The sequence below is a fragment of the Variovorax sp. PBL-E5 genome (assembly GCF_901827185.1).
In the GTDB taxonomy this organism is placed as follows: domain Bacteria; phylum Pseudomonadota; class Gammaproteobacteria; order Burkholderiales; family Burkholderiaceae_C; genus Variovorax.
The window spans coordinates 683,048-702,713 of the sequence record NZ_LR594672.1 but is presented as its reverse complement, the minus strand read 5'-3'; the positions used below and the strand labels follow the sequence as shown (position 1 = coordinate 702,713).

Annotated in this window: 24 protein-coding genes and 1 pseudogene; 12 read left to right on the top strand and 13 right to left on the bottom strand. The window is 62.4% G+C overall.

Going from position 1 to position 19,666, the window contains the following annotated elements; translation table 11 throughout:
* Positions 1-6: 6 nt before the first annotated feature.
* The 3 genes from WDLP6_RS31325 to WDLP6_RS31315 all read right to left on the bottom strand — a co-directional run bounded on the left by WDLP6_RS31325 (position 7) and on the right by WDLP6_RS31315 (position 1,885).
* Positions 7-876: a mechanosensitive ion channel family protein gene (locus WDLP6_RS31325; protein WP_068673785.1), complete on the bottom strand. Its 870-nt coding sequence runs from the start codon at positions 874-876 to the stop codon at positions 7-9.
* Between the two features lie 131 nt (positions 877-1,007).
* Positions 1,008-1,253 carry a hypothetical protein gene (locus WDLP6_RS31320; protein WP_068673787.1) on the bottom strand — a complete coding sequence of 82 codons (246 nt, stop codon included), beginning with the start codon at positions 1,251-1,253 and terminating at the stop codon, positions 1,008-1,010.
* Positions 1,250-1,885, bottom strand: coding sequence for a hypothetical protein (locus WDLP6_RS31315; protein ID WP_068673789.1), 636 nt, complete (start codon positions 1,883-1,885; stop codon positions 1,250-1,252). The genes WDLP6_RS31320 and WDLP6_RS31315 overlap by 4 nt, the downstream gene beginning before the upstream one ends.
* Positions 1,886-2,183: 298 nt before the next feature.
* On the opposite strand from WDLP6_RS31315, the gene WDLP6_RS31310 reads away from it, so the two are divergent.
* The 3 genes from WDLP6_RS31310 (at position 2,184) to WDLP6_RS31300 (ending at position 5,888) form a co-directional block, all read left to right on the top strand.
* Positions 2,184-4,613, top strand: a complete 2,430-nt coding sequence (locus WDLP6_RS31310; protein ID WP_083944133.1) for a DNA polymerase — start codon at positions 2,184-2,186, stop codon at positions 4,611-4,613.
* A gap of 118 nt (positions 4,614-4,731) precedes the next feature.
* Positions 4,732-5,145, top strand: coding sequence for a hypothetical protein (locus WDLP6_RS31305; protein ID WP_068673793.1), 414 nt, complete (start codon positions 4,732-4,734; stop codon positions 5,143-5,145).
* Positions 5,146-5,567: 422 nt separating this feature from the next.
* Entirely contained in the window at positions 5,568-5,888 is a 321-nt protein-coding gene (locus WDLP6_RS31300) for a hypothetical protein (protein WP_068673795.1), read from the top strand.
* Positions 5,889-5,920: 32 nt separating this feature from the next.
* Here the strand turns inward: WDLP6_RS31300 and WDLP6_RS31295 are convergent, their stop codons facing one another.
* Genes WDLP6_RS31295 through WDLP6_RS31285 form a run of 3 tightly spaced genes read right to left on the bottom strand, consistent with a single transcriptional unit; the run spans position 5,921 to position 6,822 of the window.
* On the bottom strand, positions 5,921-6,349 hold the full coding sequence (locus tag WDLP6_RS31295) for a hypothetical protein (protein WP_068673797.1): 429 nt from the start codon (positions 6,347-6,349) through the stop codon (positions 5,921-5,923).
* Positions 6,350-6,355: 6 nt separating this feature from the next.
* Positions 6,356-6,586 (bottom strand): hypothetical protein, encoded by a 231-nt coding sequence (locus tag WDLP6_RS31290; protein ID WP_068673799.1) that lies wholly within the window; start codon positions 6,584-6,586, stop codon positions 6,356-6,358.
* The gene (locus WDLP6_RS31285) at positions 6,583-6,822 is read right to left on the bottom strand and encodes a hypothetical protein (protein WP_068673801.1); all 240 of its coding nucleotides are present in this window, start codon (positions 6,820-6,822) and stop codon (positions 6,583-6,585) included. Before WDLP6_RS31285 ends, WDLP6_RS31290 begins: the two co-directional genes overlap by 4 nt.
* 199 nt (positions 6,823-7,021) lie before the next feature.
* Here WDLP6_RS31285 and WDLP6_RS31280 point away from each other — a divergent pair, with 199 nt between their 5' ends.
* Positions 7,022-7,789 (top strand): hypothetical protein, encoded by a 768-nt coding sequence (locus WDLP6_RS31280; RefSeq protein ID WP_162571092.1) that lies wholly within the window; start codon positions 7,022-7,024, stop codon positions 7,787-7,789.
* A gap of 106 nt (positions 7,790-7,895) precedes the next feature.
* On the opposite strand, the gene WDLP6_RS31275 is transcribed toward WDLP6_RS31280, so the two are convergent.
* From WDLP6_RS31275 to WDLP6_RS31260, 4 genes are all read right to left on the bottom strand, one after another.
* Entirely contained in the window at positions 7,896-8,738 is an 843-nt protein-coding gene (locus WDLP6_RS31275; RefSeq protein WP_068673805.1) for an exonuclease domain-containing protein, read from the bottom strand.
* A gap of 85 nt (positions 8,739-8,823) precedes the next feature.
* Entirely contained in the window at positions 8,824-9,564 is a 741-nt protein-coding gene (locus tag WDLP6_RS31270; RefSeq protein ID WP_162571091.1) for a hypothetical protein, read from the bottom strand.
* A gap of 86 nt (positions 9,565-9,650) precedes the next feature.
* Complete coding sequence (locus tag WDLP6_RS31265; RefSeq protein WP_162571090.1) at positions 9,651-10,043, bottom strand: FAD-dependent oxidoreductase; 393 nt, start codon at positions 10,041-10,043, stop codon at positions 9,651-9,653.
* A 68-nt stretch (positions 10,044-10,111) separates the two neighbouring features.
* Positions 10,112-10,432 (bottom strand): hypothetical protein, encoded by a 321-nt coding sequence (locus WDLP6_RS31260; RefSeq protein ID WP_068673811.1) that lies wholly within the window; start codon positions 10,430-10,432, stop codon positions 10,112-10,114.
* Between the two features lie 122 nt (positions 10,433-10,554).
* Between WDLP6_RS31260 and WDLP6_RS31255 the strand changes: the two genes are divergently transcribed.
* Positions 10,555-10,962 (top strand): hypothetical protein, encoded by a 408-nt coding sequence (locus WDLP6_RS31255; protein WP_068673813.1) that lies wholly within the window; start codon positions 10,555-10,557, stop codon positions 10,960-10,962.
* On the opposite strand, the gene WDLP6_RS31250 is transcribed toward WDLP6_RS31255, so the two are convergent.
* The gene (locus tag WDLP6_RS31250) at positions 10,949-11,170 is read right to left on the bottom strand and encodes a hypothetical protein (protein WP_146039464.1); all 222 of its coding nucleotides are present in this window, start codon (positions 11,168-11,170) and stop codon (positions 10,949-10,951) included. The two genes, WDLP6_RS31255 and WDLP6_RS31250, sit on opposite strands and share 14 nt — an antisense overlap.
* A 187-nt stretch (positions 11,171-11,357) precedes the next feature.
* Here WDLP6_RS31250 and WDLP6_RS31245 point away from each other — a divergent pair, with 187 nt between their 5' ends.
* The 7 genes and pseudogenes from WDLP6_RS31245 (at position 11,358) to WDLP6_RS31215 (ending at position 17,068) form a co-directional block, all read left to right on the top strand.
* Positions 11,358-11,744 carry a hypothetical protein gene (locus WDLP6_RS31245; protein WP_068673817.1) on the top strand — a complete coding sequence of 129 codons (387 nt, stop codon included), beginning with the start codon at positions 11,358-11,360 and terminating at the stop codon, positions 11,742-11,744.
* Between the two features lie 55 nt (positions 11,745-11,799).
* Positions 11,800-12,150, top strand: a pseudogene (ssb, locus tag WDLP6_RS31240) (single-stranded DNA-binding protein); the annotation flags it as partial.
* A gap of 117 nt (positions 12,151-12,267) precedes the next feature.
* Positions 12,268-12,639, top strand: coding sequence for a hypothetical protein (locus tag WDLP6_RS31235; protein ID WP_068673821.1), 372 nt, complete (start codon positions 12,268-12,270; stop codon positions 12,637-12,639).
* Positions 12,640-12,731: 92 nt separating this feature from the next.
* The gene (locus WDLP6_RS31230) at positions 12,732-13,685 is read left to right on the top strand and encodes a queuosine salvage family protein (RefSeq protein ID WP_162577697.1); all 954 of its coding nucleotides are present in this window, start codon (positions 12,732-12,734) and stop codon (positions 13,683-13,685) included.
* Between the two features lie 165 nt (positions 13,686-13,850).
* Positions 13,851-15,524, top strand: coding sequence for an ATP-binding protein (locus tag WDLP6_RS31225; protein WP_068673825.1), 1,674 nt, complete (start codon positions 13,851-13,853; stop codon positions 15,522-15,524).
* Positions 15,525-15,635: 111 nt separating this feature from the next.
* Complete coding sequence (locus tag WDLP6_RS31220) at positions 15,636-15,950, top strand: hypothetical protein (protein WP_162571087.1); 315 nt, start codon at positions 15,636-15,638, stop codon at positions 15,948-15,950.
* 110 nt (positions 15,951-16,060) lie between these two features.
* A complete protein-coding gene (locus WDLP6_RS31215; protein ID WP_162571086.1) occupies positions 16,061-17,068 on the top strand; it encodes a hypothetical protein in 1,008 nt (335 codons plus the stop codon).
* A gap of 58 nt (positions 17,069-17,126) precedes the next feature.
* Here WDLP6_RS31215 and WDLP6_RS31210 read toward each other — a convergent pair whose 3' ends face one another.
* Complete coding sequence (locus WDLP6_RS31210; RefSeq protein ID WP_162571085.1) at positions 17,127-18,083, bottom strand: glyoxalase superfamily protein; 957 nt, start codon at positions 18,081-18,083, stop codon at positions 17,127-17,129.
* Positions 18,084-18,362: 279 nt separating this feature from the next.
* On the bottom strand, positions 18,363-19,649 hold the full coding sequence (locus tag WDLP6_RS31205; protein ID WP_162571084.1) for a vWA domain-containing protein: 1,287 nt from the start codon (positions 19,647-19,649) through the stop codon (positions 18,363-18,365).
* Positions 19,650-19,666: the final 17 nt, after the last annotated feature.

Genomic DNA, 19,666 nt, shown 5'->3' with positions numbered 1-19,666 from the left:
GTCGCCTCAGTCCTGCGAGGCTGTGGGCACCGAGCCCAGCTCTTTCCAAAAGAGGCGCGTCACCGCCTGCTGTGCATTGACGCGCTCGGAGGCCGGCGAGGCGAAGCGAATGACCAGCCAGTGCTGCTTGATGTCGTGAGACTCCCAGAGCACCCGCACCCGCGATGAGGGCAGGTCGACAAAATCGGTCTTCTCGATGCGGCGGAAGTGCTCGTCGGCCGTTCCGAGCCAAGGTGCGCACACCGCATCGCCGGCGCGGACCGCTGCGGACTCGTAGGCGTCGATGTCTGCACTGTACGGCACCGCAAGGCGCAGGAGGTTGATGACAAAGCCCCCGGTGGCCGACTGGTTGCGCACTGAGGTGGACAGGAGGAAGCTGTTGGGAAACAAGACGGTGCGCCCTGTGAGCTGGTACGCCGAGGAGGTCTCGGCAAGGGTCGTACAGAGCATGTCGACATCGGTCACCCGCCCGGCCACCCCTGCGACCTCGACGAAGTCCCCTACCCGGTATGGCCGGGAGACCGTGAACAGCAGATAGCCGGTCGCGCACATGATGAGCTCCTTCGCCGACAGAACCAGCGCGCCAGCAAAGGCAGCCAGCGAAAGCGCAACTCCGGCGATTTTGGTGGCCCAGATGGTCCCGATGGCAAGACTGGCGGCGAGGAACAGCACGTTCTTGATGGCAACGACGCGGTGCCGCAACCCGTCCTGGCTGCCCTCTCGTCGCGTCGACATCCCCACGTAGCGCAGGTTGAGCCGGTGGGCCGCGACCGCAGCCAAGATGACAAGGACGGTCGCAGCAACACGGCCAATTTCTCCGGTGAAGAACAGGTGGATGTCAGTGGCGTACTGCTGCAGGGTCGGGAAAATGGACATGGGCGGGTTTAAGCGGCTTCGCGGCGAGGGTGAGCCCTGTCTAGCGCAACCGTTTAGGCGTCGCGCCAAGAGAAGACCCTGCACGCTTGTTGGCATGCAGGGTCTGAATGGAATGCTGGCGACCGGGGCCGTCAGAAATCGAGGCTGAGATTCCGGCGTTTCATGGCTTGCTCCTGACGCAGGAGCAAGCGACGTTCGCCTTCTTGGATGAGGAGCTTGGCTTGCCGCAGACCGCAGAGGTCCAGCGAGACCTCGTTGCCGTCAATGCCTAGGGTGAGTGTGAAGTTTGACGCATCCGGTTCGAAGTTTCCGACGGGCTCGCCGGCGTACAGAACCTTGCCGTCACGCTCCAGCTGTCCGACTACGTCTGGCTTCATGCGATTCGCTTGAAAACCTTCGGGCCCGCAGCGCGGTCCGTGAAGTCGTTCACGACGACCACAGCGATGTCGTCCCGGACGCTGAGCTTCCTGGCCGTGCTGAGCGCCGTTGCCTTGTCGAGCCAGCTTTCGCTGTGGCGCTCTTCACCACTCGCGGACTGACCTACGACCTCCCACCCGCCGCGCGGGTTGCGTGAGGTGAGCATGGTGTTGCCGGTCAGCGTGTTGATGATGCGGCCAGCGCCGTACTCGCGGCCGCTCTTCTCCACCTGGTCCACAAGCGTGTCGCGGGCCTCTTGGTAGCCGGGATGCTCAAGGACGAGGTCGCCTGGACGGTCGATGCCTCTGAGCTCCCCGCGATATAGGTGAAGCGTGTACCCGTCGCGGCGTGCACCAATCACGCTCTCCGGTGTCGGAATCTGCGCGAAAGTACGCTCGCCTGTTTCGGGCAGGCGCTCCAGGCCCACATTGCGTGCCTGGTCCGTGCTCAGCGACACGACCGTGGCTTTTCGCGCGGCGGCGTCGCCGAGCCGGTCGAACGCATCGGCAAGCGCGTCGACCTGATTGGTGACGCCATCGACGTAAACCTCGACTTGAACGATGGCAGGGATTTCAAAAGTTGCTTTGTACATATCGAGAACTGGTTTCTTCTAGTTGACCTAACGAGCTCGTATAGGCACGACTAGTTGACGGCAAACGCATGCCCGGGCGAAGCGATATCAGGTCTCCACGTAAACCGCGTGAGGTCTGGTGAGCACGAAATTGAGGTCGGTCTCAGGGGATAGCCATGCCCTTTAGCCCGGGGTGCGGCCATGAAGCTGCGCGATTTAAGGTCTCAGCAAAGCACGGTAGGCGCTGTTCGCTATAGGCGGGTGAGGCCACCAGCGAGGGTGGCGAAACCAAACCTCGTGCTTTTAAGGAACCACTTTCATGAACAAACAAATGGGCTTCGACCTCGACTACGTCGACCCGGTCACCCACGTAGCAGTGCCATGGGCAAAAGCTGAAAAGCTGCTCCTGGCGCGCATCACGGCGGCGCCGTGGAAAATCATCGACGTTGAAACAACGGGCCTCAACCCGGCGAGCAAGGAGCAGAAGTTCTCCGGCAAGCAGTATCAACGCGGCGTCGACTCGGAGCTTCGGCTGCGGGTGATGTCGGTTCTCTACCCGACGCCTTGCGGCTTTCCAGTCACCTCAAAGTTCCTCGTCGAATCCTTCGACCTGGACCAGCTCACCGAAGCTGAGAAGGTGGACGTGTGCTCTGCATGCTTCACAAACGTCGTCATCGCGCACAACGCGGGCTTCGACGCCTACTGGACCCGCACCTACGCGACAACCGAGCCGTCGCTGCTCCTGGATTCGATGCTCATCGCACGGGTCCTCTACCCCGAGCAGCCCGTTGTCATGGCGCGCATGTGCCAGGATGAGGACGAAGACCCCACGTTGCAGGCCGAAGCCGTGTCCATGTTCATGGGCGGCAAGTCGGGCTGGTCGCTAGCCGACCTGGCGGTCAGCCGGCTGCGCAAGGTGCTTCCGAAGGAGATGCAAGGCCCGAAGAACTGGTGCGAGCCGTTCCTGACCCAGAAGGCGTACGACTACGCAACGGACGACGTGAAGGTGCTCCTGGAGCTCCTGATGTCGTTCTTCGAAATCGACGACCCGGCGGAACTGCTGGAGCGCTATTTCGAGTTGCGCGAGGAGCACGCTCCCCTGCGCATCATCGAGCCCCAGGTCTGGGACATCGTGCGGATGCGCGAGACGGGCATGCCGTGGAACCTGGAGGAATCCGAAGGCTACGTTGCGGCCCAGTGGGAAAAGGTGCGCGAGCACGCTGCGAAGATGGCGGAACTCGAGCCTGCGCTCAAGGACTATCTGCCTGCGCTGAGCGACCCGACCACCGGGGTCAACGCGAAGCTGAAAGAGGCTATCGGGACGGCGTTCACGAGCCGCGGCATTGAGCTGGAGATGACCGAGAAGACCGGCGCCTTCAAGATTGGCGAAAAGGACCTGCGGCGCGTTCGCGCGGCCATCACGCCCGAAGCCAAGGCCCTGTTCGACACCTGGACCGCACTCAACCGTGCCAAGAAGGCCGGCGGCATGGCCAAGGAAGTCTCCTCGTACGCGGGGCGGTCGCACGATGGGCGGCTGCATCCAAACACGGGGCACGGCCCCGTGACAGGGCGCCTGTCTTCGTCGGAGCCGAACTGCCAGCAGTTTCCGCGGGACCAGAAGTTCCGAAATTGCGTTCGTGCTCGGCCTGGCCACAAGATTGTCTCCGCCGACTATTCGGCACTGGACATGCGGGTGGGCGCGGCGCTCGCGATTCGCGCTCAGAGGCAAATCGTCGAGACCTACATGGGCGACCATGTGGTGCAGAACGATGTGTTCCTGTGCATCAGCCGGGTGCTTGAGGGCCGGGTGACCTACGAAGACGCGCGAGCGCTCGAGCTGAAGGCCGTCAAGGACTTCGAGGAGTGGAAGCTGGGTCGCGAAGCGGCCATGGAAGCAGGCAAAGATGCGAGCAAGGCGTTCTGGGACAAGTACCGCAAGCTGCAGCGTACGCAGCTGCTTTCGGGCTTCCAGCGCTGCTTGGCCGAAGTGCGGATGCGCGCGGACGCCGCCGGCACCGCCGATTGGGGCTCCCTGCGCGACGCGTTCGAAATTGAAGGCATGGACATCCACACGTGGACCGCGCTGGACATGACAGGCCGCAACCCCAAGGCTCTCTTCGGAGGCCTGAAGGGCGAAGATGTGGCCAAGGAGCTGAAGAAGTGGAAGGCTGAGCTGGGCGACGTCCGTCAAACCGGCAAGGTCGGCAACCTCTCCCTCCTGTACGCGATGCAAGCACGCGGCCTGATGGACGCTGCTGCCAAGAACTACAATATCCACTGGACGTTGGAAGAGGCCACGGAAGTTCGCGCGCAATGGCTTGCGGCATACGTCGAAATCGACCTCTGGCACAAGTGGACCGAGCTGAACCCGCAGGAAACGGTGATGATTCCGGACAAGGACCGTGGCGGCCGCTTCGGCAAGAAGGCTGTCTACGCCTCCTACACGCTGGGCAACCGGCTCATCTATGCGTTCGGCTTGAACGCGGCACTGAGCTACGAAGACCAGTCGACCGGCGCCGACATTCTGGGCAAGGTGATGGAGGAGTTTCGCAAGTACCCGAAGGTCTTCGACACCATCATCAACCAGGTCCACGACGAAGTGCTTTTCGAGGTGCCCGACGAGGTGCTGGACGAGTACAACGAAATCATCGGACGGGTCATGACCGATGCAGCTGAGCACTTCCTTCGTCCCTACGGGGTGAAGGCCGGCTGCGAACCCGAAGCTGGCGAGGTCTGGCTGAAGGGATAAGCCTAAAAGGCTTCATTTTCAAAGAGCGTCGATTCGTCGACGCTCTTTTTCTTCGCCCGCGACGAGCGGCTCCGGCTAAACCACCTCTCTACAAGGCGGACCCCTCCCCAACAGAATCATGGAAAAACTCATTCGTTATCTCGGCGCCCTGGATTGGCTTCTGGCGGCAGGTACCGTGGCCGTAGGCCTTTTTCTTCAAAACTGGGTACTAGTCGCCTTTGGCGTTGCTGGCTTGCTGATGGCCTATCTCCAGCCAGCAAAGCGCGTAAACGCCTACATCACCAGGCGCATGACCCGCAAGCGAGACCCCGCGGCCGCTTCGACCGCCCAGGTCCAGCAGGACGAAGCCTTCTATGAAGCGGTCCTGGGCGAGGTCACTGACGTCGCAGTCGCAACCCCGGGTCCCAAGCGCACGTTCGCCTCCCCGCCCGTGGCCTACGGCGCGACATACCTCAGCGCGAGCAAGCACAACCAGCTCAAGCGGCCGTACCTGACGCTCCTCAACACGAAACCGCTCAACACGTTCAATTGAGCGGCTACCTATACGCGCTGTCAACTTTCTAACCCCATTTGCCATGTCCGGACCATTCCACAATTCATCCCATCAGGGAGCCTCGCTGTGACACGCTGGCTTCGTCAAAACGCAGAGCTCATCACGGGAATCTGCGTTCTCCTAAGCGTCGTCCTGGGCGGCGCCCTCATCTACCTGCTCCATCTGAAGAGCTGACCAACCTTCTCTGAGGCTCCACAATGCCGCCCTCCGACACCGACCTTCAGGCCCCGTCTTCCGCACCGGCGCTCAGGGAGCCCGGTTCGGAGGGCACATTGCTTCCGGCACACGTGGCTTCTGCGGCCGCCGGGCCATCGCTCGCCCGCTTGGTGCGCAATGCTGCACCGAGCCTATGGGCCAAGGCACGCGCAGACCGACGGCTCGCACGCGAGCAGACTGAGCGGATGCTTGACCTCCTTGTTTGGGTCTTGGAGAAAAACGGCGCACGCGTCACTCGCACCGCCAAACAGGAGTACTTTCACGAGGGACGGGTCATTGAGGGCCGCCTGGACTTGTTCGCCGAGCGGGGCGTCGAGAGACTGGCACTCGAGCTGGCCTTCCGCCCGGGCCGTACTACCTGTCTGAAGCTTCTCGCCGCGCGCCGCGCGGGCGCCGTTTCCCTGCTGCTCGCAGGCTTTGCTCGAACGCCGGAGGAAGCTCGCCAGGCAGTCGACCGGCTCCTGGGCCGGCCCACGGACGGGTGGTTCGCCCTCGCCTGCCTTTGAGCCGTTCGGGCCTTGCAGGCACCGCGGCTTTTTTAAGGCGCGATGCGCTCAGCCTTTAGAGCCCAACCCGACATCCTCAGGTGCGTGACCAGAAGAGTCTCGCCGGGGGCGGCGTCGATGGGCTTCTCAACGAAGTAGAAGCCGCCCGGGTCGCACTGCAGCCGGCTCCACCGGCTATCAGGGGCCTGCGCAACCTTGCACTGCGTCTCCACAAGCGCCAGCGAGCTTCTCGCTTCGACCAAGACCGTATCCACAGCAAGTCCAAAACTGAGAAAGCACAGCATCAACCCTACAACACCGCAGATGTGCTGGAGCTCGGATTTGACAACGTCCTTCCACTGAAGGGGGAGTATGGCGGGCAGTGCAAAGGGCAGGACGCCCACCCCGATGATGAACGCCCAGCGCCAGCCCCAGGCTGGCAACAGCACGTCCACCGCAAGCGAACGGAGCTCGGCGTCCATGGCGCCTCAGCCGGCCGGAGCGCGCTCGCGGGCCGGGCGCTCCCACTGGTAGAAGATGACGCAGCCCTTCGCGTTCTGAACCGGCGTCGACCCAGCCAGTTGCCAGCCCCCGCCCTTGGGCGGCTTGGGCGAAATCCTTGACATGTCCTCAGCCACGCGAGCGTGGTCCGGAAAGTCGGAAGGCACAACCGCGTACGTCACGCGGTATTCGAAATCGGGCTTTGCTAAATCGGTCATTGGGGGGAAGTGAGGGAAATCGACCCGCTCGAGCGGGCCTGCAACTGCGCCTCGAGCTGCGCGATGCGTTCGCGCTGCTGCGCGTACAGCAAGCGAAGCGCGAGTACCTCCAGGTGCAACGACTCGGCCTGCAAGTGGGCGTCCGCAACCGGCACTAGCGGCTGCCCGCTCTTGCTGGAATACGTGATGTGCCAAACATGCTGTGCTGGCCGGTCGGTTGCATACGAACGGGTCATGGCCTATTTAGCGTCCGGTTTTAGCCGCGTGGACGTCAAGCTTGGCCAGCCTGCCTGTTGCGCCTTCCCTGGAGGGCGATGCGGAGTCCGAGCTCTCGTACCTAAACGCGTTCCGCCCGCGGGCCCTTAAACGCCGCAGACGTTCGGGCCGCTCGCTATACGGCCCAGGAACATTTAACTATTTGAACGTTGAGTCAACATGAAAACATATTTTTTCGTACTCGGCGCTCCGGACCACGAAATGCAGGAAATTGCCCGCATCTGTGAAGAGCGCGGGCTCGCCTTCGGTTTTGCAACCGTCGGCGGGAACATCGTCCACTCGCACGAAGCCTATCAAGCAAATGGTGTCACCGCTCTCATTCCCGTGGGCGCACACCAGGTGTTTGTGGAGTGCGCCGTCATGGGGCTGAGGCCCGACGACATCATCGACCATCACCACCCGGGCGACCCCGGATACGGGATGCCGCCGGAGCAGTACTTCGAGGGTTCGTCGCTTGGCCAGTTCTTGCGCTTCATCGGCGTGAACCCCACCCAGCAACAGCTGGTCATCGCTGCGGCGGACCACTGCCTGACTTCGGCCTACCAAGGTCGATGCCCGGGCGTAACCCCTGAGGAGCTGGCCGCCTGGCGCATCGCGAGTCGCTGCCGGGCCAGGGGCCTGACCGAGGTTGAACTGCATCGCCAGATTGACCATGCGTCGAAGCTTCTGGAGGCAGCTCCACGCATCTCGCTGGCCGGCGAGCAGGTCGCGTTCATCGAGGAGCCGCCCACGGAAGTGAGCGAGGCATCCGCACGTCTCGGCATGCCCTACATCTACGTGAGGCGCCAGGATGCGAAGCAGCTCAAGGCCGGCATCAGGAGCGCGCCTGCGCACCTGGTGCAGGCATGGATGGACAACTGTGGATTGGCTCGGCTCTACGGCGACCCCCAACGCGGTTTCGCCGGTGGCTACCTACCCCGCCACTGACTACATCAACATTCGAGGCCCCTGACATTCGTGTCAGGGGCCTTTTCTATTGTGACCTTCCGCATCGGGCAAAAGAAAAACCAGCCGCAAGGGCTGGTTTCGGGAATCACACGTAGCGGATGTACATGCTACTCGACGGCGTTTGGTACTGCTTGAGGTCCACCCCTTCGAGGTGGTTGGCCTGCACCTTCTTCCAGTCGGTCTTGGTGCTGGGGGTGTATGTGACCTCAAAGAGCTCGGTCGCAAAGTCCTTGCCGGCGGTCAGCTTCTTGACAGGCTCGGTATAGCGGTCGTACTCCTTTTCCAGGACCTTCTTGAGGTCGGCCAGCAACAGCGCGCGCTTGGCCATGCCCTCAATGGAATCAGGCACCGCATCTCCGAGGGGAAACGGCAGCACGGCATTGAGGCGCGCGACAAGCTGGTTGGCGTCTGCCAGAAGGGGTGGATACACGGCTGCGAGCATTTCGCAGTCGACGAAGGCCCCGTGGAGCACGCGCTTGGTGCGGTCGATGCCGTAGCGGTCGCACAGCGCGTCCAGGGTGTGAACCTTGGCCGTCGTGTGCCGCCGCGACATCGCCAGCGTGTCAGTCGTGCGCTCGACGATTTTATCCATCTTGCCTCCGCGGACCAAGCGCAGTTCCTCGTCGAGGAAGCGCAGGTCGAAGGGCGCGTTGTGGATGACCACGTGTTGCCCGGCGATGAACTCCTTGAAGTCCTTCACGACCTCCTTGAAGACAGGTTCGCTCTTCAGGTCGGACCAGGTCTTGCCGTGCACCCGGGAGACCTCGAGGGGAATTTCCCGTTCGGGGTTGATGAACCGGTGAAAGGTGTTGCCGGTGGGCAGGCCGGTCTCGGGGTCGAAGTCGAGCGCTGCGATTTCGATGAGCCGGTCTGCGCCGGCGTCCAGGCCCGTGGTCTCGGTGTCGAGAGCGATTGTGCGAATTTGCATTGTGCAGGTGTCCTAGTGGTGGAATACCCTGCGTGTAGCTACAACGGCGCAGCGCCGCCGGGCCGGGCGGCCCGCGGATATAGGCCTACGGCTTGTCGACGCCCCGGCACGAGAGCGTCATGCCCTTGTCGTCCATCTCAGCGCGGCACCCCGGCGCCCACGGATGCGTGCCCGCCATGAAGCTCTCCAGCTCCGCGGCGTACGCGCGAAATTCAGTGTCCTTAGCGCCCTCGCACTGCTGGGTGCGTTTCAGGCTCGCGGTCTGGCTGACCTGGGTCAGCAGCGCCGCAGCGAGCGCCCTCGCGTGCGCGGGTTCGCCGATGTCAGCGCGACTCCCGAGCACTGCGATGGCGAATGGAAGGTCGCTTTCCGCCATCATTAGGAGCACCGCCTCCGGTGCCTGGATGCAGTTCAAGGCTTCTTCTCGCAAGTTCGCAAAGTCCTCCAGCTTGAGGCCAAGGGACGCCACTGCTTTACGTTGCTCTAACGTCGCGCCGTCACCCAGCAAGGCGCTGAACGCGCCCGCTCGGAACTCCGGGTCGGGGACCAGGAGTTCAGGGAGCTTCTCCGCAACGCTCTGGCGGGCTTCCTTGTCCGTGGCCACCGCCCACCCGCCCTTGCAACCAACGCTCGCCCAGCGGTCCGGCGTCACCTTGCCCTCGCTCACGAGCAGGGAGCCATACCGCGAAACTTCAGCTGGCGTCGCCTTGTCGGCAATGCACTGAGCGACGATGTCAAGGTCCGGTTTCCCGGTGCACCCCATCAAGGCGCTGAGAAGCACGCCAAACACGGGCAGTAGGAGGAAGCGGGCGAAACGACGATTCATGGCGTGTTGTGGGTTCGAAGACGCAACCTGTAGCTGGCGCGTTTAGCCAAAAGAAAGTCGCCCAATGGGGCGACTTGGAAGGAAGGTCAGAACGAATCCGCGTGCAACTCGACCAGCTGGTCGAGGGCAAGCGCTCGGCCTTGAGCGTCGTGGAGGACCCAGCCTGCGCCGGTCTGCACTGCGCGAACCCAAACTTGGCGGTCGTCCTCGAGTACGGCGACAACCTGGTCGAGGGGGCTCATGTGCAGGTCCTCTAGCGCACATTCCTGCTCGCCGAGGCCGGTGCGCACCACCACGGGGTAGTCGTGGCCTGGGTACAGCGAGAGCTCCGCGTCGTTGTAGCGCAGCACAAGGGCCAACTCGTCGGTGTCTTTCAGCACGACGAAGCGTCCCGGCGTCAGTTGACGGCTGCGGGCCGCTTCGATGGCGCCTTGCAGCTGGATGAAGTTGGTACGCATTCCTGCCGCAAGCTGGCTCATGCGGTCGAGAAAAGGGGTCTGAGGTTGAAGATTGATAGCGGGCCTCTCTGGATGTCAGCAAAAAACACTCACGCGCGCCGCTTGGGTGCTCGTGCCGTGTATAGCCATGCAGCCAGGAATGGGACCTCGACCAGCACCAGCAGGAAGCCGAAGAAGAGCGGTCCGATGCTCAGTTGTGCCTGTACGGATTCCGCCGGCAGACCGCCTGCCCAGTGCGACCGGATGGAACTCGAAAGCCACAGGGACGTGAAGGCAAAGCTGATGGCAGGAGCAACGGTGTACCAGGCGCGCTTGAGGGACGCCGCCTTGAAGAGGCGCAGGATGGCCTGCGCGTACAGCAGGCACGGCAGGAGAAACGAAAGGACCGAGGCGAGTGTAGCTTGAGTCATGGCGAATAGGCGGAGCCTCGGATGCGTGCGGCGCACGCGACGGCCGAGGCCTCACCTATAGCCCATGGATTTAGATTTCCGGCTGCGTGTTCTAGACGGGAGCAGGAAGCCACTTTTCATCCATGACAACCACCACGACCCCTCGTCCCTTCAGCCGCAGCCAGGCGCTCGCCGTCCTTGAGATGCAAGGCGCTCAGTCGGCCCACCTCGTCGACGCGGTTTTGCTCGGGCTGGCCGAACTCAACGAGCAGTCGGCAAGGGATGGCAGCGCCCAGGCACAGCTGCGCGTGCTCTTCAGCCAGGTCGACCCCACTCGGGTTCAGTTTGCGCTGTTCGCCGGCGAGCAACGGGTGCAGCTCTGCGCGTACGAGTACGACCCTGAGATGATGGGTGGCCCGGAGCTCGCCTGCACCGACGTCGACGGCCAGCTCTCTGGGCCCTGTGCCCTCACGAGGCGCCTGCATCCCTTGATGGACATGGCCCTCGCGCGGATGGAGAGCCAGGTCTGGGCGCGAGTTACGGGCGGATGAGCCCCGGCAGCGGGCCGAGCGCGCTGCGGTAGAAGCTGCGAACGGAGCGGGAGATGAAAGGCAGGACGAACATCACCGCGCTGACCGCGAGGCAGGCGCGCTCCATGGTCATGCCATCGGTGACGAGCATAGCTTGGGCGGAGATTTGCAAGGCGAAGAGCTTCGCCAGAGAGATTGCTTGGGACTTGGACATGGGTTTGATTTTCAAGGCGGTTTCCTCGCCAACTTAGCTACAGGGGAACGGGAGCGGAATGAATCACTTTAAGCCGCTTTCATCAATCTAAAGCGCAGCCATTGTAGCACACCTAAAATGCATCCCGTAAGCATTGTTTTAGGTCGAGGGCTAAACTCGTCTTTCTACAAGTCGCATCACAGCTCCGCGGGCATGAGCCGCAATGCGAAGGTTCTTCCCCCTCTACAGTGTCTACCGACAGGCAAGCAGCCAGACAAGGTTCCGTCCTTCTCTGGGCTCTTTCCTCGTCGTCCTCGACCCGCCGGTCCTGGATGCTCTCGCGCGTCAGCTCGAGGCGCTGCACTGCGTAGGGCTTCCAACAGCTCAAGTCGAGGACCTCCTGCAACTCGTTGCGGCGCTTGCCGAGGATGACGGGCTCCCCATTGAGGACGCCGCGGCGCTCCTGCCGCCCTTCGCCGCTGCCGTCGATGTCGCTCGGTTCTCAGGGCCTGATGACGTCGCGCTCAACGTCGCAACCCTGACCCTCAAACGCTTGGGCCTCTCTACACAACTTCAAGCCTCGGGCGCGCTGAGCGCGCACCTGCACTGACCCCTTTCCCACCCCCTCCTCCCACAACTCACTCTCACTTCGAACTGAACCTTCCATGTCCATCAACAAAGTCATCATCGTCGGCAACCTTGGCAACGACCCGGAAATGAACATCCTGCCTTCCGGCGAGGCCGTCGCGAACTTCAGTGTCGCCACGAGCGAACGCTGGACCGACAAGGAGTCGGGCGAGCGCAAGGAACAGACGGAGTGGCACCGTGTGACCGTGTACGGCAAGCTGGCCGACGTGGTGGCCCAATACGTCACCAAGGGGCGCCAGGTCTACATCGAGGGCAAGCTGCGCACGCGCAAGTACACCGACAAGGATGGCGTGGAGAAGTACACGACCGAAATCGTCGGCCGCGAGCTCCAGCTGCTGGGCAAGCGCGACGAGGCCGCATCCGGCGCCTGATAGCCTCCCTCCCCCCCCAAGCTCAAAGGACCGGACCACCGGTCCTTTGTCATTGGGGAGAACGCGTTTTCTCTTGGATTTTGTGATGTGAAACCCGCGTGCTAGATTCAGCCGATGGCTGCGCGTACCTCGTCACCCTCCAAGGAATTCTGGAACACCTTTCGGCATCTGGTCCTCGTGGCCGCGGATGGCCGCGTGTGGTTGACACGAGCAGGCCAGTACGCCCTGGCCGCGCCGCTCGAAACGGCGCTCGGGGCGCCCTACGTCGCTCTGCCTTGGCAAGACTTTGCGGCGTTTGCCATCAAAGCCCTTCCGTACGCCGACCTCCGTGCCCCCGACCTCACACACCTGCGGCAGCAGCCTCCTGGCAGCCCCGAGCGCCTGTTGATGGCTGAGCTTCTTGGTCAGCCGCATTTGGCGCACGCCCCCTGCGGCGCAGCACCTGTGGTCAACTTCCTGAAGTGGCGCGCGCGCCGCGCAGCCTAGCGCACGTATACCGTACGGCGAGGTATCGCCGCCATAGCGATAAGAGGGCTCCCTACACCTTTGAGGCAACACACCTCAAAGGAAACCAGGGAATGCACCCTCACCCACTTCGAAACCCCGTTCTCGTCGTCGCTGAAGCCGATTACACCCCGCACATGGTGCGCGTCGCATCGGAGGCGATTACCGCCCTCGAACGACCCTCTGACCTCGGCGCCATGGGCTCGTCCCTCGGTGCCAGCCCGCTGGCTGCGCATCCGCACATGTTCGTTCCGTATTTCATCGTCATGAACACGATGAACTTCCAGTTCTGGGACGTCGATGCGGAGGGCCAGTTCATCCGCTATGCCCACAATGGCAAGGTCGGCGCCCTTGCAATGCAGGAAGGATTCCACGCCGCCTGGCTCGAGGCCCTCGGCGGCCTAGGCGGTCACGGCTCCATCCACGAGCAGTGCACCGAAGTGGCCAGCCAACTGCGTTCCCGCATCGCGCACGAAGGCATTGGCTTCATCTTCGGAGACATCCCGGCCGCTCAAGCCCGCGCCCGCATCCTTCACGAGGTGCTGGAGCCCTCGAAGCTCACCACCGCGGCTGAATTCATTGCACGGCGCGTGCTCTGGAACGGCGAACTTGCCTGGGCGGACGCGCAGGTTCTCGCGTACATGTTCCCGCTTGCGTACGGCGACCGCTACCTGAAGAAGGCCCAGCTCACCCTCATGTTTGCCGCCAGCGAGTGGAACGCACGCATGGGGGGCCAGGAGGTGCGACTCGACGTGACCGCCGCGGCCGACTACCAGCTGCCGAAAGTCCTGCGCGCGCTGGAACTGCTCGACTACTCGCCGGCGTGGGCGGCGGCCATCGACCGACAGGAACTCATCGAGGCAGGCAGCCAGGAGGAACTGGCTATCCGTGCGGCAACCATCCTGGCTGTCAATGAACTTGCCGAACACTTCAGGTGCTCTGTGGAGGCGGTGGACTTCTGGCTATGGGCCAACCGAAACCAGGCACGCGACGCGAAATTCCACCTGACTCGGACCACCAACTACTAGGCCCCACCTCCTCGCTTCTCGCCCGGCTGTCACCACAGCCGGGCTTTTTTATGCCGGCGCCCCTGCCTAAACGGGACGGCGCCAGACCACCTGCTGGCGGTTCCTAGACGACGGACAAGGAAATATCACAACCGGAAGCTCGTCTTCCCACAACTCAAGGACACCATGAGCACTGTTATCGAGAGTCGCAAGCTGACCCTTCATCCGCTGGCCATCCACACCTTCATCAAGGCGCAAGCCGGCTCGATGGGCAAGGCATTGTCCGAGTCCGTGATGAACTCGGTCGACGCCGGCGCCACACGGGTCGACATCAACGTCTCGAGCACCGAGTACACCATCGTCGATGACGGCTCGGGCTTTCTGTCGCGCGAAGAAATTTATGCCTGGTTTGAAACCCTGGGCTTTCCGCATGACGAAGGTAACCACCGCATATACGGAAAATTCGGCCTCGGGAGAGCTCAGCAATGGGCCTACGCAAGCAACGTCTGGCACTCCAACGAGTTCCTCATGCACGTCGATGTCCAGACCAAAGGTCTCGACTACGTGCTGCAGGAGACTGAAGCTCGCCAAGGTACCTCCATCTTCGGGAAGTTCTACAAGGCCTTGAGCGACGCGGAGCTGCTGCAGCTGGAAGCCGAGCTCGAGCGCCTCGTGCGCTACGTGCCTGGCGCTGTCTATCTGAACGCGAAGCTCATCACGAAGGACCCTGCCACCGAGGCCTGGGACCTGGAGACCAACGAGGCTTACTACCGATTTGACCCGAAGGGCTACAGCCTGGATGTCTACAACGGCGGCGTGCTGGTGAACCACTTCGGCCGCTACCGGTTCTCCTGTGCCGGCGAGGTCGTGACCAAGCCGGACTTCACGCTCAGCCTGAACGTTGCTCGCAACGACATCATGTCGAGCTGCCCTGTTTGGCCCCGCATCGCCAAGCACTTCCCCGCAACCGTGGCGAAGGAGAAGGACAAGCCTAAGGTCCGAAAGGACACCGAGGAAGAGCTGAAGGAAGTCGCCAATGCCGTGAAGGCCGGCACCAAACCGCTCTTCTCCGCGCTGGAAAACCACCCTCAGCTGGTGACGTCCGTACTCGGCCGCGGCATCAAGTACTTCGACCTCGTGTCGGACTGGCGCGCACCGGTCGTTCTGTTCGCCCCGAAGGGGGACGAGCTGGGCAAGCGGATTGTCAAGCTGCGCAAGGGTACGGCCGTCTCCCTGGACACCCTCAAGCTTTGGGGCTTTACGGAGCCGAGCCAGCTGAAGGCAGTCTTCGCCGAAAGCTTGAAAGTGCAGGACCCTTCGCGCCTTGCGCGATTCGAGAATAACGTGTGGACCGCCGACGGACGGGCAACCTTCCCTTCGCTGGTGAGCAACCGCATTGTCCTGGCCCATTCGGAGCTGGAGCCTGCCGAGAAGGCAGCGCAAACAGCCTTCAAGACGTCGACCATCTACCTCGCCAAGGACCTTGCCTCGCTCGTCGAATCCCGCGGACTGGCGCTGTCGAAGGGGGCCCTGCACCTCGAGTTCGGCGATGCGCCCGACCACCTCGCGTGGCTCGGAGACGATGGCAGCCTCGTGCTGCGTCGAAAGGAAGCCACCAAGGCGGCCGAAGGCGGCCTGGCCAAGGTCATCAGCTATCTGATGCAGGCCTTGCGCGATGCACTCGCAGAGCCGCTCGGAGAGCGCGTGGACGAGATTTTGCTTGCGCTGGTGACGCAGACGTCGGCGGTCGGCGAATTTGCTGAAACCGCCGCGGCCAGGTACGTCTACGAGTGCAAGAAGAAAGACCTGCCGCTTCCGCAGCGCAAGCTCGCGGACCTGGCGAAGCTCGGCATCGAGTAATGTCATTCCAACCCGACCTCTTTGAGGTCGGGTTTTTCTTGCTAGATTCAGCTTTCTCGGGCCGCCTCCTGCCGTTGCTATACCGCGCATAGACCATTTTTTGGAGTATCCATGTCCCGCAACATGCAGCAATCGGTTCCCCTGTCGAAGCGCCTCATCACTTTCGGGTGCGCGTTGGCCTTTGGTTCACTCATCGTCGACGCTCCCTGGCCGATTTACGCGATTTTTGGCTACAACATCTCGTTGAACCTCATCTTGTGCTTCGCCTTCTCTTTCGTCGCGTTCCTCGGATTCGTCCTTGGGCTCGTCGAAACCACTGCCGCTCACGCCGGTCGTCGTCGCGTAGCATCCGCTGCCGCCGTCGAGCCTGAAGCAGAAGCCGTAACATCCAGTCCCGTGGGTGAAGCGGTCATGCCGAAAGCCTAATTACATGGACCAGTCCATCGCTTAAGCTTTCTTCATGATTCAAAAGGCGCCCCCCGGCGCCTTTTTCTTTTGATGAGAGAAAATGGACGCACTCCAGCAAAGGCCCGCGCGTGTCACCTACAGCCCTGAATTACTCCACCACCGCCATCGAGGAACTCGAAGCGCGCGTGCCAGGCTTGCGAGGTAACGGCTTCACCACCACCGCAGCGGTCCATGAGCAACTTGGCCAACTCCTGCGCGAAGCCGTGAAATTCAACCTGCCCGAACATGGCGAGCTCGTTGCGCTGGAAAACTCCACGGACAGCTTCTCGGAATTCATCCGGCTTCCGTTCGACGCCGTCGCGCTCGAGGCGCCCTTCCCCCAGGATAAGGAGGTATACGCCGGCGGAGGTGCGTTCCAGGAAACTGCATCCTCCAGGAGAATCGCTGCTTGCTGGTCCAGCAGCCTGGCCAAACGGTATCCGGCCTTGTGCCCCACAGGCATGAGCCGACCCGGCTTTTTTGTTGCGTCCGTGTACTACCACGACGATGCGAAGCGCTGGCTCGTAGCACCCCTGGCTTCGTTCATCCCACTGAACCCGGGCATCTGGCGAGGTGCAGAGGAGCCACTGCCAGGCTCGGACCAGTTGGAGCGCGAGTTTCTCTTGAGCCAGGGGCGCCTCAAACCAACGACGGCAACGTACGAGTGCCAGACCGTCAACCTGTGCCCGGAGATGGTCGCCCTCATGGCCCAAGAGACTGGTTCAATGGAGCAGGCCATCGCGCGTCTATCCATCGATGTGCGTGACGAGGCGAGCACGGCGCTGGGGTTCTGCCTGACGGTCAACGCCAGCAACGTGGGCCGTGTGCGGATGCCCGCGCCTGACAAGCTGAACAAGAAGCGCATCAAAAACGGCCGACCACCCTTCTACGAGAGCTGGGTCTTGGACCTCATGAAAGCGCCTGCTGGGCCCGCCCGGGCCGGCGGCTACGAAATTGATGGCCAGCGCAATCCGCCCCGGCAACATCTGCGACGCGGCCATATCCGTCGCCTGGCGCCAGACCGGATTACCTTCGTTCGTCCGACGACCATCGGCGCCGGCGCACGCGGCGTTGTGGACAAGGTGTATCGCCTGTAGCTGCGCGTGGCCAGTGCCAAGACAAAGCCGCCATCCGAAGATGGCGGCTCGAATGACGTCAGGCGGGAGTTGACCCGGCGACGGTGTAATGCGTACCTTGCGCGAAGACCTGCTCGTCGTTTGCAATGGCCAGCCAGGTGATTGGGGCCATCGGGTGACCTGCGAGATTGCCCGCAGGCAGTGCTTCATCGAGGATTTCGAGCTCGTTCTCGTCGAATAATGCGCCACGAAGCTCGTACTCGAAATACCGCGTGAGCGCCGAAGCGTGATACACGCTGCGAAGCTCCTCGTTGGTCAGCTTGACCCAGCCATGCACATGCACGCAGTCCAGGATGTACCGAGCCACGGTCTCCAGGGCCTCGACCGGCTCTACGACATGCTCAAGGCCGTAGGCTTTGAGCGTCACCGGCTTTCTTTCCTTGATGTCGCCTTCGCCCGGAGACATCTCGTCGATGAGCTCTGTGCTGGTTCCGTCGACTTGCACGTTCAGGTAGAGAAACGCTGCGGCCACGTCTTCTGGCACCTTGGTATCCTGTCTCAGGACACCCTTCGCAACGTCGAGCATGGCTCGGACCGCCGCTCCGTGCTTTCCGATTTCGTCGTCCCCGCACCAGCCGGTGTCGGCAATCTTTCCGGTGACCCGGTCGATGACAGACGCGATGGTGACGCTGCAGAAGTCCGCATTGCGGTCAACTTGACAGCAGACCGCGGCCTCTAGCGCGTCAGCACCCCCGAAGTCGTCCGAGTAGCGCTGATTGTTGTCTTCATAGAGGGCGTGCACGGTGTATCGCGGCTGCCCAGGCTTCCAGGCATTCGGGTCCTCCTCGGCGCGCGTGGCGGCCGGCCGATTCAGCGAGGCGAGCAGCGTACGATAGTTCTTCGCGCCGAGGGCGGTCGAAAGCGCCTCGAGAGCGATGGTGTTCTTGACCTTCACGCCCTTGGACGCAAAGAATTCGGTCATGCGGCGTGCCGACTCCTTGAAGAGGTCGACATTCGATTGTTCTTGAACTTCCATGAGATTTCTCCGTTTGGCAGTTGGCCTGTTGCTTTCAAGATGTTCGCGTTGTCCCGACATGCCAACCGCTAGGTTGAGTTGTCATGGGTGTTGAGATAGGTGTCCTTTGAGCCGAAGCTCGGGAGACGCTTCGTTTGCCGTGCCTCTTGCGAGGTGCGAACGGGAGGTGAAGCAACCCCAGCACAAGGCTGTTGCTCTGTGTCTAGCGACCTATACCGGAACCCGCACCCCAAGAAAAATCCCGGACCGCGTGAGCGTCCGGGATTGGAAAAGATGTTTTCAGTCGACGTCGAGTTCAACCATTTCGCCGAATGGCGGTAGCTTTCCTCGGTTGCTTCCTTCTGGGACTGCCCAGAGAACCGGGTAGTCGGGTGCCTCGCAGGGAAAGGTTCCCAGCAAATCGGTCAGGTAGACCATGCAGCAGCACTCGATGTCCTCGTCCTCGACGTAGCTGAACGCGGGCTCGAAGTGCGTACCGCCGCCACCATAGGTGGTCTGGTCCAGCTCCTCTGCGACGTCGTCCACCATGTCCTGTACCTTGCGGATATGCGTGTCGATGTCCAGAACCACAACCCGTTCTGGCTTGAGCCGCTCGACGATGTCGAGAATCTCCCCGTTGAACAGGCGCCGGTAGTCGTTCTTCACCGAGCCACTGGTGTCCCGCGCGACGACCAACGTCTTCATGCTCGCCCCGCGCAGGCCTGGGAGAATGAACCCCAGGTGCAGGTAGCGGCGATTGACGACGGCCATCGTGTAGTCCGGGGCGTGCATCGACGTTTCGACGAAGTTTTGCAGCACCGACTTCCAGTCGACCCTGCTTTTCAGCGCCTCACCGACTAGTGACATCACGTTGCCAGGCAGGTCACCCTGCATGTGCGTCGCCGCTTCCACCGCAAGCTGCCATTCGGTCTCCAGGCTTTTGGTGCCTTGGCCGTTCTCGGCCTCCTTGGGGGCCTGGCGTACTTCACCCAGCATCTGCGGCGTTACGGGAGCGGCCTGCGGTTGCCCGCCCTCGCCGTCCTGCTCGCCGGTCTCCGGCTCGCCCGACCCGCTTCCGTTGTCCGGTGACCGGGGCTCGGGGCCTTCCTGACCCTCGGGTGAGGGGGTGGGGTCGCTGCCTCCGTCCCCGCCATCCGCGTCCCCGCCGCCACCTTCCGGTGTGGGGGGCGCGGGCGGCGGCGCCGGCGGCCGAGCTTCGAGAAGCTTCGAGTAGATGAACTCCGCGGAGAATCCGAGGTGCTCCTTGCCTGTTGCCATGCCTTGCGGCAGTCGGAAACCCGATTTCAGGACCATCGGATGGATGGCCTCGTCGCACGCCTCGTTCCAGAGAACTGTCTCTCGACTGTCTTGCCTCCAGGGATGGCCCGCTACGATGTGCAGGACGGTAGCCGAAATCAAGCCCTTGAGCTCAACGTCGACCAGGGTATCGATATACCGGGGGTTGAATCCCAGCGTCACCGAATCCGTCCACATGCCCGCACACGTCGGGTCCTCGGCGAGTTTCAGGCGCAGCGCCAGAAACCCGAAGAACGGCTGGTCGGCCAGCATGTCGGAGCGGGCCTTCATGACCCGCTTGACGTGTG

Excerpts from the sequence above, each read along its gene's own strand:
- WDLP6_RS31220 (WP_162571087.1), top strand. The coding sequence starts at position 15,636 with ATGTCCCGCAACATGCAGCAATCGGTTCCCCTGTCGAAGCGCCTCATC.
- WDLP6_RS31295 (WP_068673797.1), bottom strand. The coding sequence starts at position 6,349 with ATGGACGCCGAGCTCCGTTCGCTTGCGGTGGACGTGCTGTTGCCAGCC.
- WDLP6_RS31225 (WP_068673825.1), top strand. The coding sequence starts at position 13,851 with ATGAGCACTGTTATCGAGAGTCGCAAGCTGACCCTTCATCCGCTGGCC.
- WDLP6_RS31325 (WP_068673785.1), bottom strand. The coding sequence starts at position 876 with ATGTCCATTTTCCCGACCCTGCAGCAGTACGCCACTGACATCCACCTG.
- WDLP6_RS31310 (WP_083944133.1), top strand. The coding sequence starts at position 2,184 with ATGAACAAACAAATGGGCTTCGACCTCGACTACGTCGACCCGGTCACC.
- WDLP6_RS31255 (WP_068673813.1), top strand. The coding sequence starts at position 10,555 with ATGACAACCACCACGACCCCTCGTCCCTTCAGCCGCAGCCAGGCGCTC.
- WDLP6_RS31300 (WP_068673795.1), top strand. The coding sequence starts at position 5,568 with ATGCTTGACCTCCTTGTTTGGGTCTTGGAGAAAAACGGCGCACGCGTC.
- WDLP6_RS31290 (WP_068673799.1), bottom strand. The coding sequence starts at position 6,586 with ATGACCGATTTAGCAAAGCCCGATTTCGAATACCGCGTGACGTACGCG.
- WDLP6_RS31285 (WP_068673801.1), bottom strand. The coding sequence starts at position 6,822 with ATGACCCGTTCGTATGCAACCGACCGGCCAGCACAGCATGTTTGGCAC.
- WDLP6_RS31205 (WP_162571084.1), bottom strand. The coding sequence starts at position 19,649 with ATGAAGGCCCGCTCCGACATGCTGGCCGACCAGCCGTTCTTCGGGTTT.
- WDLP6_RS31315 (WP_068673789.1), bottom strand. The coding sequence starts at position 1,885 with ATGTACAAAGCAACTTTTGAAATCCCTGCCATCGTTCAAGTCGAGGTT.
- WDLP6_RS31245 (WP_068673817.1), top strand. The coding sequence starts at position 11,358 with ATGCGAAGGTTCTTCCCCCTCTACAGTGTCTACCGACAGGCAAGCAGC.
- WDLP6_RS31260 (WP_068673811.1), bottom strand. The coding sequence starts at position 10,432 with ATGACTCAAGCTACACTCGCCTCGGTCCTTTCGTTTCTCCTGCCGTGC.
- WDLP6_RS31210 (WP_162571085.1), bottom strand. The coding sequence starts at position 18,083 with ATGGAAGTTCAAGAACAATCGAATGTCGACCTCTTCAAGGAGTCGGCA.
- WDLP6_RS31270 (WP_162571091.1), bottom strand. The coding sequence starts at position 9,564 with ATGAATCGTCGTTTCGCCCGCTTCCTCCTACTGCCCGTGTTTGGCGTG.
- WDLP6_RS31265 (WP_162571090.1), bottom strand. The coding sequence starts at position 10,043 with ATGAGCCAGCTTGCGGCAGGAATGCGTACCAACTTCATCCAGCTGCAA.
- WDLP6_RS31235 (WP_068673821.1), top strand. The coding sequence starts at position 12,268 with ATGGCTGCGCGTACCTCGTCACCCTCCAAGGAATTCTGGAACACCTTT.
- WDLP6_RS31230 (WP_162577697.1), top strand. The coding sequence starts at position 12,732 with ATGCACCCTCACCCACTTCGAAACCCCGTTCTCGTCGTCGCTGAAGCC.
- WDLP6_RS31320 (WP_068673787.1), bottom strand. The coding sequence starts at position 1,253 with ATGAAGCCAGACGTAGTCGGACAGCTGGAGCGTGACGGCAAGGTTCTG.
- WDLP6_RS31280 (WP_162571092.1), top strand. The coding sequence starts at position 7,022 with ATGAAAACATATTTTTTCGTACTCGGCGCTCCGGACCACGAAATGCAG.
- WDLP6_RS31275 (WP_068673805.1), bottom strand. The coding sequence starts at position 8,738 with ATGCAAATTCGCACAATCGCTCTCGACACCGAGACCACGGGCCTGGAC.
- WDLP6_RS31305 (WP_068673793.1), top strand. The coding sequence starts at position 4,732 with ATGGAAAAACTCATTCGTTATCTCGGCGCCCTGGATTGGCTTCTGGCG.